The sequence below is a fragment of the Psychroflexus aestuariivivens genome, assembly GCF_004010055.1.
Lineage (GTDB): Bacteria > Bacteroidota > Bacteroidia > Flavobacteriales > Flavobacteriaceae > Psychroflexus > Psychroflexus aestuariivivens.
In genome coordinates this window covers 269,555-287,904 of the sequence record NZ_RQVT01000018.1, presented here as the reverse complement: position 1 = coordinate 287,904, position 18,350 = coordinate 269,555, and the positions used below count along the sequence as shown (strand labels likewise).

Here is an 18,350-nt window from a genome sequence, read left to right as displayed (position 1 = left end):
ACCTCTTTTCAAATTACATTATATTATAAGTTTAGCCAACGATTTTCAATACTTCAGCAGTAATATATTCAATTTGGTCTTTGTCCAGTTCGGTATGCATTGGTAAAGAAATGACCTCTTTCACCAATTGATTCGTTACTGTAAAATCTCCTTCATTATAACGTTCATCTTTGTAAGCTTTTTGCAAGTGCAATGGAATGGGATAATAAATTCCGAAAGGAATCCCTAATTCTTTTAGATGATTTGCCAATTCATCACGTTTACCGTTCGTGATTCTCAAAGTATATTGATGAAAAACATGGCAATCACAAGTATCGCAAATTCCTTCAGAATTATCGCATTTTTTATGAGTTTCCGTACTTGGTGTAATAATATGTTCAGAAACTTTTAAAGCCTCATTATATTGTCTAGCAGCATTTTGTCTAGCAGCGTTGTAAGTATCTAGATACTTTAATTTTACACCTAGAACTGATGCTTGAATACTATCTAATCTAGAATTTACACCAACCACATCATGATGGTAACGCTCATACATTCCATGATTCACAATTCCCCTTATAGTGTGTGCCAATTCATCATTATTAGTAAAAATAGCACCACCGTCGCCGTAACAACCTAAATTTTTTGATGGAAAAAATGAAGTCGCACCAACATCACCAATTGTTCCGGCTTTTTGTTGTCTGCCATCTTTAAAAGTATAATTTGCACCAATAGCTTGTGCATTATCTTCAATAACATATAAATTATGAGCTTTGGCAATTTCCATGATTTCATCCATCTGAGAAACATGACCAAATAAATGCACAGGTACGATCGCTTTTGTTTTTGGTGTAATCGCTTTCTTTAAAGCTTCAATATCTATATTATAAGTTTTTTCATCAACATCTATCAAAACTGGTGTAAGATTCAAAAGGGCAATGACTTCAACCGTTGCCGCAAAAGTAAAATCTACAGTAATTACTTCATCACCAGGCTTTAGACCTAAACCCATCATTGCAATTTGGAGTGCATCTGTACCATTTGCACAGGGAATAACGTGTTTTACGTTCAGATAATTTTCTAAATCGGTCTGAAAACTTTTTACCGTTGGTCCGTTGATATAGGCTGTAGAATTGACAACATCCATTATTGAATTGTCTACTTCTTCTTTAATTTTTTCATACTGACCTTTTAGGTCAACCATTTGTAGTTTGTTCATAGTCAATTTTAAGTTTCACAAAAATATAAATATAAAACTTTAAAACTGTTGTTTCTTACAAAAGCTTATTTTTGAAGAAAAAAATTTTGAAATTTCTTTATCAACTTTTAATTAAAATCATCAATCGGCTTTTACCACTTCTTGGTTTTTTCAATTCAAAATTAAAAGCATTTGTAAATGGAAGAAAAAATCTTTTCGCTGACTTAGTTTCTAAAGTTAATTCTGATGATAAAATTATTTGGTTCCATGCAGCTTCTTTAGGTGAATTTGAACAAGCTTTACCAGTAATTAATGCGATCCGCAACAAATTTCCGAAATATAAAATTGCAGTCAGTTTTTTTTCGCCCTCTGGATTTGAAGTCAAAAAAAATGATTCTAACATCGACATTGTTACTTATTTACCTCTCGATACCAAATCGAATGCTGAAAAATTTATCAAGATTTTGAATCCTGAAATCGCCTTCTTTGTAAAATATGAAGTTTGGCCAAATTTTTTAAATGAATTAAGCCATGCTAAAATTAAAACCTATTTAATTTCTGGGCTTTTCAGAGAAAATCAATTGTATTTTAGACCAATGGGAAAATTCATGCGAAAAGCTTTACATCAGTTTGAGCATCTTTTTGTTCAAAATGAAATTTCTTTTCAACTATTGAAAGATCAAGGCTTTGAAAATGTTAGTATTTCTGGAGATACAAGGTTTGATCGAGTGACAGCTCAATTGAAAATGAACAATAAACTGCCATTTTTAGATGAATTCACAGCTGAAAGTGAAATGAATATTGTCTTTGGAAGTTCATGGCCAGAGGACGAATCGGTTTATCTAAATAGTTTGAATAAAACAAAATCTGGAATAAAGTTCATCATAGCACCGCACCAAATCAAATCTGAAAAAATTCAAAAATTAAAATCTCGTATTTCTAAAAAAGTAATTTGCTATTCTGAAATAGAAAATCAAGATTTGAAAAAATTCGATGTTTTGATTATCGATACCATTGGTTTACTGACCAAAATTTACAGTTATGCAGATATTGCTTATGTTGGTGGTGGCATGGGAACAGACGGTTTGCATAATATTTTGGAACCTGCCGCTTTTGGTGTACCAATTATTATTGGGAAGAATTTTAAAAGATTTCCCGAAGCCATTTCATTGCGCAAACTCGCTGGTCTTTACAGCGTTTCAGACGAAAAAGAATTTGATTATATTTTCAGTAAAATGATTGAAAATAAAGCATTCAGAGAAAAAACTGGAGAAATTTGTGGTCATTTTGTAAATTCACAAGCTGGAGCAACAAAAACTATTTTGGCTACTGTTGAAAATGATTTTTAGGTGATTTGTATTTCAAAATTTATTTAAAGTTACGCAAATGTCTTTTCAACTGTATAAATCTTGTTATGCCGATAATCAAAAAAATGACACTTAGAGACAAGGCAATGTAGCCAATGATTTTTAGGTCTTCAAAACTTTTATTTTTCAAACTGAGAAGAGCAGTTCCTCCTAAGAGCAAATACAGAGAGGTCCTTAAATAAGACAAAAGCGTGCGTTCATTAGCTAATTTTGTACGTTCCATCGCCAAATGATCACGCAAAATAATGCGTTCCTCATTCGTGTAATCGTCGGTAAATTTCACTATTCTTTTTAATTGTTTTTTCATGATTTAAAAGGAAATGATAAAGAATTTTTTTAATTAAACAATCCAGATAATTAAGCTGAAATATGCAAAAACTTCTGAAAAAAATCATTGAGTTAAATATACAATTATGAATTAAAATAAAAAATTTTGAAATTATTCTTTCTTAGCCTTATGATTTCGATATAGTCCTAGAGTGAAAAAAACTATAAAAACAAGGCTAAGTAGAGCAAGCGCAAGTGAACTGACGATAAGGAGTTTTTGAACAGCATCCAAAATATCTGTTGCCTGACTGAATTTCCCTAAAATCAAAAAACCAAGTGTTACAATGAATAAAACTATGCCCCAAATCCACTTATGATAGGAAGAGGGATTGATTTTAGTAAGGTCTGAAAACATGCTCAATACAAAAATAGCTGAATCCACAGAAGTTATTAAAAAACCTAACAACAAAAAAATAGCCAAAATTATCGCATAGAAACCTAATGTGTATTGCTCTAAGAAAACAAAAGTGGCAGAAAAAACATCGTTAAAAGCAAAATTTGAAACCACACCGGACTCTATAAGTTCAATTGCAGAAGTCCCGAAACTTGTAAACCAAATAAATGAACCTAAACTAGGTATAATAAGAACTCCTAAAATAAGCTGTCTTATGCTTCTTCCCTTCGAAATTCTTGCAATAAAAATTCCTGTAAATGGCGCCCAAGCTATCCAAAATGCCCAATAATAGTAAGTCCAATCCGACAAAAAAATCTCATCGAAATTAAAATCTCCAGTGGCTAAACTCAATGGAATAAAATCTACAAAAAGTGCTATTGAAGTTTCTGTTAGATTGCTAATAATCAAACTAAAGTCGCTTTGGAAAATAACATAAAACAATAGCAACAAAGTAAGTCCAATATTGATATTAGATAAACGACGAATACCCGTCCTTAAGCCTTGGATGGAAGAATAAAGAGCTATGGCAAAAATTAAAATACACAAAAAGAAACTTATTGTAAAACCCAAAGTTTTTTCTGTAATATAATTCAAACCACCTTCCATTTGCCTGATGCCAAGCGCTACTGCACTCACTACACCAAAAACCGTGGTAAGAATCACTAATAAGTCAATGGTTTTTGTTGAAAAATTATGGTTGAAATTCGGAATAATATGGCTAAGTTGGATGTTTTTATTTTTGATAAATAGCAAATAAGCTATAAAGAGAGCGAAAAGTCCATAAAATGCCCAAGCCGTAAACCCCCAATGGTAAAAAGTCATCTCCAAACCATGAATTATTTCTGACCTGGAAATTTCTATACCAGGGTTTTGCATCATAAAAACAGGTTCTTGGACGGCTCTCAAAATAATTCCAGCGCCCATTCCTGTCGAGTACATCATCGCTAGCCAAGATGCAAAAGAGTATTCTGGTTTAGATTTCCCTAACTTTAATCGACCAAAAGGAGAAATGGCAATGATTATTAAATAGATTAAGATGACTAATCCTAAAATTAAGTAGAATTGACCAAAAATTCGTCTAATCCAAATGGAAGCCTGATTTATCAGCTGAAAAGAAGTTTCTGGAAAAACTATAAAGCCTAAACCTGTTATTCCAAGCAGGAACAAACTGTATAATAATAGACGGTTATTACTTTGAAATAGTTTCAAAAAAAGAAAGATTAAACCGTGACGGCTTTATTCAAATATCGCCTGAAAGGTAACATTACATCATAGGCTTCTATAACTTTATCTTTAAAATTTTCAGCTAAGACTTCATTTCTTTTAAAATGCTTCATAGCTGCAAAACTCTTATATCGAAGTAAATCGATGTGTTTATGATCCTGTGAAAATCCTTTTGGAGAAGTCTTTAATTTATCTTCATCTTCCATTAACCCGCCAAAATGTTCCTGAAATTTCTTTTCATTCAAAATTTCTTTGAATTCATCACCATTATAATCTATAGCTGAACGAATGCTCTTTAAAAGTTCTGATTTGGGTTTATAAAAACCTCCTGCTACAAAAATCTCTTCAATACCTAAATGAATATAGAAGTCGCCAGTTTTTGGTCTTTTGTCCAAACCAGCACCAAAATGATCTTTATAAGTTGGCTTGTCTGGGTGATATAACAAGTTATTATTAATACGATTAATAGCTTTTTTTCCTGAAGACGAATAGTAATTTTCATCCAATTTCGATAGTTGATCATCCAAATCTTCGAGCCATTTCACGTAATCGGCTTTTACATTCTCGTACCAATCCCTATTTTCATCCATCCAATCTTTATGATTATTGGCATTCAAGGTTTCAAGAAAATCAAATAAATTTTTAAAATCCATCTAAACTTTTTTAATAGAATGAAGTTGCGCTTTCAAATCTTCCATAGATTGCTCCAATTTTTTCAACATGCTATTTTCAGAATTTTCATTTATGGAAAAAGTCAATTTGCTTGTCACTTCCCATATTTCTTGAATTTCTGAAGCTTCAATTTCATAAGGCGGATAATACGAATTGGTAGAAATCAGCGACACTTTATGAGAATTGGGATGCTTGTGTAATTTTTTGACCAATACAGAATCTTGCAAAACAAAGACATAAACTTTATGATTGTTGGCTTGTTGCAAACTTTCTACAGACTTGCCCAAAACCCAATCGTCAGCTCTGAAATTCGGCTCCATACTATCGCCTTCTATTTGAAAACCACGAAAAGATGCATTTCTGAATTGTGGAATTGGCATTTCAAAAGCTGGTAATTGCTGGTAAAATTCAGCATCACCAATATTCTGCGGATAGCCGGCAGCTGCTTTTTGGTTCACCAGCAACATATTTTCTCTATTGTTGTCTTCAGAAATTGAAATCACTTTCGGCATGGAATTGATATGATGTACGTCTAACTTTTTCTGAAAACTTTCACCAAAAATCCACAATGGATTGATTTCAAAAATCTTTAAAAGCTGCATCACAACTTGTCCGGAAAGTTTGGTCCGTCCGCGTTCAATATCCGAGGTAGAATTTTTGATATTAAGGACTTCTGCAAATTCAGTTTGAGTAAAATTGTGCTCTTCGCGAACTTGTTTAAAACGCTGAATTTCTATAGGTAAATCTGATTTCATGCTCAAATTTAATTTAAATTCGGAATATATCCGCTAAATAAAGGAAAAAATCCTAATCAATAAAAAGTTTTCTCATCAAATATTTTAATAAATTTGAATTCTAAAGTTAAACATCATGAAAATACACGTCATCAACGGACCAAACCTCAATATTTTGGGCAAACGTGAACCAGAAATATACGGTAGTAGGAGTTTTAAAGATTACTTTACAGAGCTTCAATTTGAATTCAAATCTGCTGAATTGTCCTATTTTCAGTCTAATATTGAAGGTGAAATTATTTCAGAATTACAAGAAGCCGACGACAATGTAGACGGCATTATTCTGAATGCAGCAGCTTTTACGCATACTTCAATTGCCATTGCAGACACTATCAAGGCAATAGAAACTCCAGTAGTTGAAGTTCACATTTCCAATCCTCAAGCTAGAGAAAAATTCAGAAAAAAATCTTTCATTTCTCCGGTCGTGCTCGGCACTATTAGCGGTTTTGGTTTAAGAAGTTATAATTTAGCAGTAAAAAGTTTTTTAGATTAATATTCCATAAAAATTAAAACACATGAAAAATATAACCACAATTTTATTATTATTTTGTTTTTCAATTGTTTTCGCCCAAGAAAAAAATGAAGTTGAAAAACGCGTCAAGAAAAAGCAAGTACCTGAATCTGCAAAAGAATGGATGAAAGATGCTTACGAGAAAAAATCTCGTGTAAAATGGTATTTTCAAACCGATGGTACTAAAAAAGCTTATGAAGCCAAATTATTTTGGAAAAACAATAAACATAGTGTAGAATTCGATACTTCTGGAGAAATCGTTAATATCGAAATTTTAATAGATCAGAACGAAATTAAAACACATGCAAAACAAAAAATTCAGCAATATTTTGATGAAAATTATAGTAAATTTTCTATTAAAAAAATTCAAATTCAATATACTGGTGACGGCGATGATTTGGAAGATTTAATAGATGAAGATGAACACGACGAGGATTTAACTATAAATTACGAAATTGAATTTTATGGCAAAAATGAAGACGCAGACGAACTTTGGGAAGGACTTTTTGATCAGGACGGAAAACTTCTTGAAAAACGAATCGTAAACATCAAAGCCACTGATAATTTAGATTACTAATATGAAACAGTTTATATTTATTTTAGCGACCTGCTTCGCAATGAATTCTTATGCACAAACGCGTTCTTTGGGTGGTTTTTTTCCCGAAGCTTCATTGAGTTATAAAATTTCTGAAAAATATTCTGTCACACATAAAGTTGAATCGCAACATTTCGTTTACAACGATCAAACGTTGGACGATAAATTTGATTATAATCACAGTTTAACAGATTTACAAACCTTCGTCGGCAGGCGTTTATCTCCGTTTATCAAAGTTGATATCGGTTACCAATACAGAATTGAGGAAGGCGAAAACACACATCGGCCGATTCAGCAAGTGTCTATTTTGCAACGCAGTTCGATGTTCAGAATTGGGCATAGAATCAGAACAGATCAGACATTTTTTAAAAATGAGAAATTCTTATTCAGAGCGCGTTACAGACTTAAAAGTCAAATTCCACTTAACGGCGTTAGTTTGGATCCAGGCGAAAATTATTTAGCATTTTCTAACGAAATTATTTATATGACGCAAGATGGCGACGATGATATTGAAAATCGTTTGGCCGGCGCACTCGGTTTTTATATCGATGACAAAAACAAATTTGAAGTTGGGTTGGACTACCGTACGGATGATTATTTGGTAGACAACAGATTTCGAAATCGACTCTGGTTTAAAGTCGGATATTACAAATCGCTCTAAAAATCTAATTTCATGAAAATACTTCACACCGCAGATTGGCACATTGGTAAAAAACTGCACAAAGTAGATTTGCACCAAGATTTCTCGCTTTTCGTCGATTGGTTGTGTGAAGTTATTCAAAACGAAAACATCGATGTTTTATTAGTTTCTGGTGATATTTTCGATTTCTCGAACCCATCGAGTGAATCCAGAACTTTGTATTATCAAACCTTGATGAAGTTGAAAAAATTCAACTTAAAAATCATTCTCACTGGCGGTAATCACGATTCGCCAAATGTCTTGGATGCGCCCAAAGAATTGCTCAATCAACTCGATATTCACGTCATAGGCAGGATGCCCGAAAATGTTGAAGATTGTCTAATTCCTATTTTGAAAAACAATGAAGTTGAAATTGTCGTGGCAGCAATTCCATATTTGAGAAGTCAGGATTTGAAAAAACAATACAAAGCAGAAGATTACGATAGCAAAATAGAAGCAATTCAACACAGCATTGCCTATCATTTTCAGGAAACCGCAAAGGTTTCAAAAACAAAATTCCCAGACAAACCACTCCTTGGCATGGGACATTTATATGCCGTAGGTGTCGCTTTATCTGACAGTGAGCGCGACATACAAATCGGAAATTTAGCCGGTTTGGAAGCCAAACATTTTGGCAATTTATACGATTATATAGCGCTTGGTCATATTCACAAACCTCAAAAACTAAATGCAAAAACGCCTATTTTTTATAGCGGCTCCCCTATTCCACTGTCTTTCAGCGAACGCAAAAATGACAAACGAATTCTAATTATCGATACTGAAACCGATTTTGAGCCTCAAAGTTTGTCTGTACCAAAATTCAGAAATTTAAAATTAATCAAAGGAAATTTAGACGACATCCGAACTAAATTAGAACAGGTCGAAAATTCAGAAGAATTAGACACTTTGATTGAAATTCAAATGCAGGATATTGATTTTTCAGCCACAAAAAATGCAGAATTAGAAAGTCTGATTGAAAATTTTTCAACTGAAAATTGCAAAATTGTCAAACACAAAATTTCTTATCAAAATCAACCCAAAGGTAGCGCTGATTTATATAAATCTGAAGACAATATTCAGGATTTAAATGTGTCGGATGTGTTTCGAAAAAAACTGGATGCTACAGACGAAACCGAAGTTTCAAAAATAGAGCTAATCGATGCTTTTGAAAGTATTTTAGACGAATTGAACATTTACTAATTATGAAAATCTTACACCTTCGATTCAAAAATATCAATTCACTAAAAGGCGAGCATAATATCGATTTTGAAGCGCCGCCGCTTAGTGATGGCGGATTGTTCGCCATTGTTGGTGCGACAGGAAGTGGGAAAAGCACTATTTTAGATGCCATTTGTTTAGCGCTTTACGGTAAAACGCCACGTCTGGAAAAAATTAGCAAAACCCGTATAGAACAAGACGGCAGCATTCTGACAAAATACCAAAAAGACGCCTTTGCTGAAGTAAAATTCAACTGTAAATCTGGAGATTTCACTGCGACTTGGACCATTTCTACCAATCGAAATGACAAGCTTCGTGACCATGATATGATACTGTTTGACCACCAATCGGAAAAATCTTTCAGCGAAAAGAAAACCGAAGTTGAACAAGAAATCGAACGACTCATTGGCTTATCTTATGATCAATTTGTAAAATCGGTTTTGCTTTCTCAGGGTGAATTTGCCAAACTTCTAAAATCTGACGACAAAGAACGCAGCGCATTGCTCGAAAAAATCACCAACACACCGATTTACAGAAAAATCGGAATACAAGTTTATCAAAAAAATAAAGACTTACAGGAGCTAATCAAAGATCAAAAGTTAAGATTGAATGATTTAGAAGAAAAATTATTGAGTAACGAGAATATTCAAAATTACGAAGCTAAAAACATTGAACTCGAAAAACGCATTTCCAAAACAGAACAACTACTCAAAGAATACGAAAAAGATTCAGAAAAAATCAAGCAAATATCTAAGCTAAAAATTGAATTAAATAAAGTAAAATCTCAATTTGAACAATTAAAACAAAATAAGTCAAGATTCGATGATGTAAATCAAAATCGAATCGCCAAGCATCAAAAAACTTTGGGTTTTGAAGAAAGTTTGCGAACTTGGGACGACTTGCAAGTCAAAATTTTTGACTCAAAAACATCGATTTCAACTGAAAAAGATAGCATTTCCCAGCTTGAAACGGAATTGAACAGGCTTCAAAATAAAGTTGAAGAACTTGTCAAACACGATACTTCAGCCGAGAAATTGGAAACTGATTTAGATGATTTTCTTGAAAACTACGAGAATCTACGTATTCAGAAAGACAAAAAACTGGATGCTTTTAAGTCTAAAAAAGAATTGCTTAAACCACAATTAAAGCAGCTTGACGTTTCACTTCAAAATAATCTATTGGAGGAATTGATTGGACAATTAAAAGAACTTAAATCTCAGAAATCTAAGATTTATGATAATTTAAAAAACAAACTCAACACCGATGTTGAAGATATTGAAGTTAAAATTGACAATCTGAATCTGGAAATTGATAAGATCAAAGACGCAAAACATCTTCAAGGAAATCTTGATCATATTCAGCAACGTAGTCAAGATTTAACAAAAGAGATTTCAAAAATCAACCAGGAAATCAGTCAATTGCCTGAGTTAATTTCCAAGTTGGAAAAAGACGTTGAAATTAAAGGTAAAAACTTGGAAATTCTAGAACATCAAAAAGAAAACGAGAATTTAAAACTGGAATTAGAAGATTTGCGCAAGCGATTGAAAACTGGTGAAACTTGCCCCTTATGCGGTTCAACTGAACATCCTTTTGCAGAGCATCTGCCAGAAAAACCAAACCAACTTGACGCCAAAATCACAGATTTAAAGCAAGATTTAGAAACGAAAAAAAGTAAATTGGTTGAGTTAAAATCGAATTTAAAACTCAAAAAAGAACAATACGACAAAGAACATGAAGAATTGCAAAAATTAGGTCGCCAAATACAAAATCTTGAAGATGAATTTCAAAAGAAGTTTGGTGATTTTTTTGAGAATATTAATAACAAGAATTTTGATGAATTAGTTGTAATTCGTCAAAATAAGCTTGAAAATTTGAAGACATTCAAATCTCAAAGTCAAGATTTGAATAGCATTAATGAAGCACTACCAATAGCGCAAAACATGCTTGAAATTTTCAAAGAGGGCAAAAGACTTCAACAGAATATTCAGGAGATGTACGAGGGAGAAAATTTAAAATCTGTTGTCAAACAATTCAAATCAAACTGGACCAATCAACAGTCCAATTTGAAACACCATAAAAAAAATCTGAAAGGAAAAATTCAAGATTTAGAAAACTACACCAAACAAAATACGATTTTGGAATCGAAGCTTCAAGATGAAGTCACTAAAGAAGATTTCAAAAATATAAAAGAAGCAAAATCAGCGCAACTTCAGGCGAAAGTTTACAATGATTTGATTGAGCAAAAACACAAACTCGATAAAGATTTAAATTCAACTCAGGATAAAATAAAAAATTTAAACACGCAAATTTCAAATATTGATTTAAAGCATTTTTCAAAATCTGAAGATGTCGAATCTGCCATTGCTGAACAACGGCAAATTTTAGAATCCGATCAAAAAAATTCAGCAGAAATCAAACGGATTTTAAAAAACAACAAAGAATATGAATCCGATTATCAAAAGATTCAAAAACACATTTCAGAAGAACAAAAAAACAACCGAAAATGGGAAGTTCTAAATGAACTCATCGGCGATGCAACGGGAAATAAATTTAATAAATTCGCTCAGGATTTAACCTTAAAACATTTAATAGTTTTGGGCAATAAAAGATTGGAAAAACTGCATGACCGCTATCAATTGGACAAAGCAGTGGATCATGAAAATCCAGACCAACTTTACGTTATCGACCAACACATGGGCGGCATGCGGCGATCGGTCAAAACATTGTCAGGCGGCGAAACTTTTATGATCAGCTTGGCTTTGGCCTTGGCACTTTCAGATTTGGCAGCGCAAAATATCGATATCAATAGTTTATTTATCGACGAAGGTTTTGGCACTTTAGATCCTGAAACATTAGATTTAACGCTGGATACTTTAGAAAAACTTCAAGCCGAAAGTAATAAAACCATCGGTATTATTAGTCATGTTTCTGCCCTGAAGGAACGCATCCAAACTCAAATTGTTTTGGACAGAAATGCGCAAGGTTATAGTAGTTTGAAAGTTGTTGGATAAGTTTTTTTAGTAAAAAATCTATCAATAAAAAATATTAGGCAATTAAATAAATGACTGAATAATTCCGTTTTTAATAAGTATTATCTAATTTAAACAAGAATAATTGAAAAAAGTGAATCTATTTTAATTATAATTACGGATAATATAATTTTTGAATCACTTAGAATGTTATTCTCGTCTAAATTCATTATCTTCGCCAGAGTTCAAAAAAAGAGAAAATGCAAGACAAAATTCAGAAAGAAGATATTTCTTTTGAAGATTTTAAAAAGGAAGTTTTAGAAGATTATAAAATAGCCGTAACCAGCCGTGAATGCAGTCTTTTGGGAAGACGGGAAGTGCTTACCGGCAAGGCAAAATTTGGGATTTTTGGCGATGGAAAAGAAGTGCCTCAATTGGCATGGGCGAAGTCTTTCAAAAACGGAGATTTCCGCTCTGGATATTACAGAGACCAAACTTTCATGATGGCAATAGGACAGTTAAGTGTCGAGCAATTTTTTGCTGGATTATACGCCAACACAAATTTAGAAGATGAACCAATGTCAGGTGGTCGCCAAATGGGCGGACATTTTATGACACATAGTTTGCAAGAAGATGGTTCTTGGAAAAACCTTATAGAACAAAAAAATTCTAGCGCAGATATTTCTCCAACTGCTGGGCAAATGCCTCGCTTACTTGGTTTAGCGCAAGCATCTAAAATTTATCGTCACGAAGAAAACATCAATTCAGAAAAATTTTCTAAAAATGGTGATGAAATTGCTTGGGGAACCATTGGTAATGCCAGTACTAGTGAAGGTTTATTTTGGGAAACTTTCAATGCCGCTGGTGTGATGCAAGTGCCTATGGTAATAAATGTTTGGGATGATGATTATGGCATTTCCGTGCACGCAAGACACCAAACTACAAAAGAAAATATTTCTGAAATTCTAAAAGGATTCCAAAAAGAAAAAGACACCAACGGTTACGAAATTCTTGTCGTAAAAGGTTGGGATTACACGTCATTAATAGAGACTTATCAAAAGGCTGAGAAAATTGCCAGAGAAGAACATGTTCCTGTATTGATTCATGTTACAGAAATTACCCAACCGCAAGGTCACTCTACTTCAGGATCACACGAGCGATACAAAAGTGAAGACCGTTTGGAGTGGGAAAAAGAACATGACTGCAATGTGAAAATGCGAGAATGGATGATTTCCAACGGCTTCGCTTCTGATGAAGAATTAAAAGATATAGAAAAGAGTATTAAAAAGGAAGTTAGAGATGGTAAAAAAGCTGCTTGGACTGCTTTTGGTAAAACTGCCAAATCTGAAAATAAAACTGTCATTAAGTTATTGACGAATCTTGCACAAAGTTCTGAGAATAAAAATTTCATCAACTCTCTAGTCGATGAATTAAAAAACAATGATGAACCTTTAAAATCTGTCATTTTAGCAACAGCTAGAAAAGCTTTGCGTTACGTAAGAGGCGAAGAATCTGAGGCCAAAACAAAACTAATTCAATGGATTGAAGATTTCTCTGACCGTACACAACCTGATTATAGCAGTAATTTATGGAGTGCATATGAAGGTCGAGCGATAAATATTGAAGCCGTAGAACCTACTTACGCTGAAGATGTAGAAGAAGTTGATGCAAGAGTGGTCTTGAGAGACAACTTTGATAAAATTTTTGAAACTAGACCTGAAAGCTTAATTTTTGGAGAAGATTCTGGAGAAATTGGTGATGTGAATCAAGGTTTAGAAGGACTTCAAAAAAAATATGGTAAGCTGAGAGTTGCTGATACAGGAATTCGCGAAGCCACGATTTTAGGTCAAGGTATCGGAATGGCAATGAGAGGTTTACGCCCAATCGCTGAAATTCAATATTTAGATTACTTATTATACGCTTTACAAATTATGAGCGATGATTTGGCGACGCTATCCTACCGAACAAAAGGTAAACAAAAAGCGCCGCTTATTGTAAGAACTCGCGGACACCGACTGGAAGGCATTTGGCATTCAGGTTCACCGATGGGTGGCATTTTGAACTTGATTCGAGGCATCAATGTTTTAGTTCCAAGAAATATGACTAAAGCCGCCGGTTTCTACAACACAATGTTAGAAAGCGATGAACCTTCACTGATTGTGGAATGCTTAAATGCTTACCGTTTAAAAGAAAAACTGCCTAATAATTTAGGTGAATTCAAAACACCTGTTGGTGTAGTTGAAACTATTCGAGAAGGTGAAGACTTGACCGTGGTTTCTTACGGTTCAACCTTAAGAATTATTGAAAAAGCAGCGCAAGAATTGCAAGAAGTCGGCATCGATATTGAAATTATTGATTGTCAATCTTTATTGCCATTCGATTTAAATCATGACATTGTAAAAAGTGTCTCCAAAACAAGTCGTTTGCTTGTAATAGATGAAGATGTTCCAGGTGGTGCATCTGCGTATATTTTACAACAAGTTTTGGATGAGCAAAATGCATATCAATATTTGGATAGTAAACCTCAAACGCTAACTGCAAAAGCACACAGACCAGCTTATGGTACAGATGGTGATTATTTTTCTAAACCATCTTCAGAAGATGTTTTTGAGAAAGTTTATGAAATCATGCACGAATTTAAACCAAGTGAATTTCCTAAATTGAAATAATTCCATAGCTTTAAAAAAATTAAAACCTTTATCAATTTTAAAATTGGTAAGGTTTTTTTATTTAACATTTCGAGACAAGCATTGAAACTCGAAAAGGTTTTCGCATACTAATTAAGTGTTAATTGAAATTAGGCATACCAATTATCAAAACAAATTAGTTGAGATTTGCAAAATGCAAAATCCTAATGTTATACGAGACAAAAAGCAAGAATACATCATCTTATTGGTTTTAGGCACTATGATCGCCATCGGGCCTTTATCTATCGACATGTATTTGCCAAGTTTTGAACATATTGCTACAGATTTTCAAACGACTAAAGCCCAAGTTGGAATTTCGTTAACCAGTTATTTTATAGGAATAGCATTAGGGCAACTCGCATACGGACCAGTTATGGATAAGTTTGGCAGAAAAATACCTTTGCTTATTGGTTTGGTGATTTATGTGATTTCAGCACTGAGTTGTTTTTATTCACCAGACATTTACTGGCTCATTATTTCCAGATTTTTTCTGGCCGTCGGTGCTTCAGCAGGAATGGTTGCCGCAAAAGCTGTAATCCGTGATATTTTCCCTCCAGAAGAAGTCGCGCGCGCCATTTCATTTTTGATGCTAATCATGGGAGCAGCGCCAATTATTGCGCCAACATTAGGCGGAATGGTCATTGCCTATTTCAATTGGGAAATGATTTTCATGTTTCTGGCTATTTTTGCTGCACTTATGTTTATCAGTGTTTTACTTTTTTTACCAGAGAGTATCACGCCCGATAAAACTGTAGAATTAAAATATAAACAAATTTTTCTGAAATATAAAGGTATTCTTACAGACAAAATGTTCTTCACATTTGCTATGGCAGGAAGCTTAACTATAGGCGCAATGTTTGCTTATATTTCGAATGCGCCTATTCTATTTATGGATAGATTCGGTATGTCTGAAACAGAATTTGCTTGGTTTTTTGGGTTGAATGCATCGGGATTAATTTTAGGTAGCCAATTGAATCGTGCAATTTTAATCAGAATAAAAACTTTTACATTAACGCTTTATATTAGTTATATTTTAGTAGGATTAGCAATATTTCTTTTGCTAAATAGTTTGTTTATCAACAGCTTTTATGTGACTGTAATCTTATTATTCGCTATTTTATTTTTACTAGGATTTCAAAATCCAAATACAACTGCGTTATCTTTATTTCCTTTTACCAAACGAGCAGGTCGAGCTTCTGCTTTAGTTGGTAGTTTGAAAATGTGTCTCGGTGCTATAACCTCATACATAATTAGCAAATTCACTGGAATCAGTATTGTGCCAATGGCTTTGACAATTTTTGGTTGCCTGTTTTTGAGTAGTTTTCTTTTAGTAAGATTTAAATTGAAGGAAAAAAAGGCAATGTTAATATCAGATTGAAAACTATTTAAAAAGGAGTCTGTTTGAAAAACTAAAAATAGCTTTTCAATGTGCTTACAATTCAATGTTGAAAGCTTATATTTGTGAGCGAAATCAAAATAAATCCGATGAATTCGCTCAACGCTATTTCTCCTATAGACGGCAGGTATGCTGGAAAAACTGAAGCTTTAAGTCAATATTTTAGTGAGCAAGCGCTCATCAATTATCGCGTAAAAGTAGAAATTGAATATTTCATTGCTTTATGTCAAATCCCATTGCCACAATTGAAAGATTTCGATGCCTCTTTGTTTCCAAAATTAAGATCGATTTATAAAGATTTTACTTTTGAAGACGCCACGAAAATCAAAAGCATTGAGAAAATTACCAATCACGATGTCAAAGCGGTAGAATATTACATCAAGGAACGTATGGATGATATGGGTTTAACCGATTCTAAAGAATTCATTCACTTTGGTTTGACTTCACAAGACATCAATAATACAGCTGTACCGCTTAGTCTTAAAGATGCTATTGAAAACACTTATTTACCAAATCTTCAAGATCTTGTTGTAAAATTATCTGCAAAATCTGCTGAATGGGAGCAAATTCCAATGTTGGCTCGCACACATGGACAACCTGCTTCCCCAACCCGATTAGGCAAAGAAATTCAGGTTTTCGTCACCAGACTTGAAACACAAATAAATCAATTAAAAACAATTCCGTTTTCAGCAAAATTTGGTGGTGCAACTGGAAATTTCAATGCGCACAAAGTAGCATATCCAAGTATAGATTGGCGAAAATTTGGTGAAAATTTTGTAGAAAACACTTTGAATTTACATCATTCATTCCCAACTACACAAATTGAGCATTACGATAATATGGCTTCGCTTTTTGATGCCATGAAGCGCATCAATAATATCATTATAGATTTCAATAGAGATATATGGAGTTATGTTTCTATGGATTATTTCAAACAAAAAATAAAGACTGGCGAAGTTGGCTCTTCTGCGATGCCACACAAAGTGAACCCTATTGATTTTGAAAATTCTGAAGGCAATCTCGGTATTGCTAATGCGTTATTTGAACATCTTTCGGCCAAACTCCCAATCAGTCGTTTGCAACGTGATTTGACAGATAGCACGGTATTGCGAAATATTGGCGTGCCATTTGGTCATACTTTAATTGCCTTACAATCTAGCATCAAAGGTTTGGATAAATTATTATTGAATTCTTCCAAAATTGAATCTGACCTTGAACAAAATTGGGCTGTTGTTGCCGAAGCAATTCAAACAATTTTAAGACGTGAAGGATTTGACAAACCTTATGAAGCACTCAAAGGATTGACAAGAACAAATACAATAATCAATAAAAAAAGTATTGCGGATTTCATAGACACTCTCTCGGTTTCAGAAAGTGTGAAAAATGAATTGAAAGCCATTACACCGCAAAATTATACTGGCATCTAAATGAAAAAAATAACAGCATGGATTTCAGCTGCAAGGCTAAGAACTTTGCCGCTTTCGATTTCTGGTATTTTGACTGGAAGTGCAACAGCGCTTTTGTCCAATAATTTTAATTCAAGTATTTTTTTCTTAGCATTAGCCACAACTCTAGGATTACAGATTCTATCAAATTTCGCAAACGATTACGGCGATGGTGTCAAAGGCACCGATAATGATGAAAGACTTGGACCAGTTCGTGCATTACAAAGTGGTGCAATCACTGACAAAGAAATGAAGGTAGGAATGATTATAACTTCTATCATTACTTTAATATTAGCCATTTGCTTAATTTATATCAGTTTTGGTAAAAATGAATTTTTGTATTCTTTACTTTTCCTTGCGTTAGGTATAGCTTCAATATTAGCAGCTATAAAATACACAGTTGGCAACTCTGCTTACGGCTATCGTGGACTTGGCGATATTTTTGTTTTTGTTTTTTTTGGTTTAGTCAGTGTTATTGGAGTAAATTTTTTAATGACAAAAACAATTGATTTTTGGTTGATTTTACCAGCAACAAGCATTGGACTTTTAAGTTCTGCTGTTCTAAACCTAAATAATATGCGAGATGAAAATAGTGACCGAAATTCTCAAAAAAATACTTTAGTAGTCAAGTTTGGGAAAAGTTTTGCCAAAACTTATCATTTCAGCTTAATTATTGTTTCATTTTTCTCTTTACTTGCCTATCAGATTCAATATTTTGGATTTAATAATTGGATAGTATATTTACCGTTTACTGGTTTTATAATTCTGTTTATACATCTAAAAAAAGTTTACAATTACCAAAACCCTAGGCATCTTGACCCTGAATTAAAAAAAGTAGCTTTGAGCACTTTTTTAATTTCACTGCTTTTATTCTTGGTCTATTATTTCAATTAAA

15 protein-coding genes are annotated in these 18,350 nt (G+C 33.3%); 10 read left to right on the top strand and 5 right to left on the bottom strand.

Annotated features, from left to right (window positions below):
* Nucleotides 1–31 precede the first annotated feature (31 nt).
* Nucleotides 32–1,198: a DegT/DnrJ/EryC1/StrS family aminotransferase gene (locus tag EIG86_RS04260; protein ID WP_127844901.1), complete on the bottom strand. Its 1,167-nt coding sequence runs from the start codon at nt 1,196–1,198 to the stop codon at nt 32–34.
* An 86-nt stretch (nt 1,199–1,284) separates the two neighbouring features.
* Here EIG86_RS04260 and EIG86_RS04255 point away from each other — a divergent pair, with 86 nt between their 5' ends.
* Nucleotides 1,285–2,526, top strand: a complete 1,242-nt coding sequence (locus EIG86_RS04255; RefSeq protein WP_127844900.1) for a 3-deoxy-D-manno-octulosonic acid transferase — start codon at nt 1,285–1,287, stop codon at nt 2,524–2,526.
* Nucleotides 2,527–2,545: 19 nt separating this feature from the next.
* Here the strand turns inward: EIG86_RS04255 and EIG86_RS04250 are convergent, their stop codons facing one another.
* The 4 genes from EIG86_RS04250 to EIG86_RS04235 form a co-directional block, all read right to left on the bottom strand.
* Nucleotides 2,546–2,827: a DUF202 domain-containing protein gene (locus tag EIG86_RS04250; protein ID WP_317129912.1), complete on the bottom strand. Its 282-nt coding sequence runs from the start codon at nt 2,825–2,827 to the stop codon at nt 2,546–2,548.
* 156 nt (nt 2,828–2,983) lie between these two features.
* Nucleotides 2,984–4,474 carry a BCCT family transporter gene (locus EIG86_RS04245; RefSeq protein ID WP_127844899.1) on the bottom strand — a complete coding sequence of 497 codons (1,491 nt, stop codon included), beginning with the start codon at nt 4,472–4,474 and terminating at the stop codon, nt 2,984–2,986.
* A gap of 11 nt (nt 4,475–4,485) precedes the next feature.
* Complete coding sequence (locus EIG86_RS04240; protein WP_127844898.1) at nt 4,486–5,142, bottom strand: DUF2461 domain-containing protein; 657 nt, start codon at nt 5,140–5,142, stop codon at nt 4,486–4,488.
* On the bottom strand, nt 5,143–5,916 hold the full coding sequence (locus tag EIG86_RS04235) for an XRE family transcriptional regulator (protein ID WP_127844897.1): 774 nt from the start codon (nt 5,914–5,916) through the stop codon (nt 5,143–5,145). It abuts the gene before it with no gap.
* A 115-nt stretch (nt 5,917–6,031) separates the two neighbouring features.
* Between EIG86_RS04235 and aroQ the strand changes: the two genes are divergently transcribed.
* The 9 genes from aroQ (at nt 6,032) to menA (ending at nt 18,349) form a co-directional block, all read left to right on the top strand.
* A complete protein-coding gene (gene aroQ / locus EIG86_RS04230; protein WP_127844896.1) occupies nt 6,032–6,448 on the top strand; it encodes a type II 3-dehydroquinate dehydratase in 417 nt (138 codons plus the stop codon).
* A 22-nt stretch (nt 6,449–6,470) separates the two neighbouring features.
* Nucleotides 6,471–7,043 carry a hypothetical protein gene (locus EIG86_RS04225; protein WP_127844895.1) on the top strand — a complete coding sequence of 191 codons (573 nt, stop codon included), beginning with the start codon at nt 6,471–6,473 and terminating at the stop codon, nt 7,041–7,043.
* Between the two features lies 1 nt (nt 7,044).
* Nucleotides 7,045–7,722 carry a DUF2490 domain-containing protein gene (locus tag EIG86_RS04220; RefSeq protein WP_127844894.1) on the top strand — a complete coding sequence of 226 codons (678 nt, stop codon included), beginning with the start codon at nt 7,045–7,047 and terminating at the stop codon, nt 7,720–7,722.
* Nucleotides 7,723–7,734: 12 nt separating this feature from the next.
* The gene (sbcD, locus tag EIG86_RS04215) at nt 7,735–8,940 is read left to right on the top strand and encodes an exonuclease subunit SbcD (protein WP_127844893.1); all 1,206 of its coding nucleotides are present in this window, start codon (nt 7,735–7,737) and stop codon (nt 8,938–8,940) included.
* A 2-nt stretch (nt 8,941–8,942) separates the two neighbouring features.
* On the top strand, nt 8,943–11,969 hold the full coding sequence (locus EIG86_RS04210; RefSeq protein WP_127844892.1) for an AAA family ATPase: 3,027 nt from the start codon (nt 8,943–8,945) through the stop codon (nt 11,967–11,969).
* Between the two features lie 218 nt (nt 11,970–12,187).
* On the top strand, nt 12,188–14,596 hold the full coding sequence (locus tag EIG86_RS04205) for an alpha-ketoacid dehydrogenase subunit alpha/beta (protein WP_127844891.1): 2,409 nt from the start codon (nt 12,188–12,190) through the stop codon (nt 14,594–14,596).
* A gap of 172 nt (nt 14,597–14,768) precedes the next feature.
* Nucleotides 14,769–15,992 carry a multidrug effflux MFS transporter gene (locus EIG86_RS04200; RefSeq protein ID WP_127844890.1) on the top strand — a complete coding sequence of 408 codons (1,224 nt, stop codon included), beginning with the start codon at nt 14,769–14,771 and terminating at the stop codon, nt 15,990–15,992.
* Between the two features lie 107 nt (nt 15,993–16,099).
* Nucleotides 16,100–17,437 (top strand): adenylosuccinate lyase, encoded by a 1,338-nt coding sequence (purB, locus tag EIG86_RS04195; protein ID WP_127844889.1) that lies wholly within the window; start codon nt 16,100–16,102, stop codon nt 17,435–17,437.
* Nucleotides 17,438–18,349 carry a 1,4-dihydroxy-2-naphthoate octaprenyltransferase gene (menA, locus tag EIG86_RS04190; protein ID WP_127844888.1) on the top strand — a complete coding sequence of 304 codons (912 nt, stop codon included), beginning with the start codon at nt 17,438–17,440 and terminating at the stop codon, nt 18,347–18,349.
* Nucleotide 18,350: the final 1 nt, after the last annotated feature.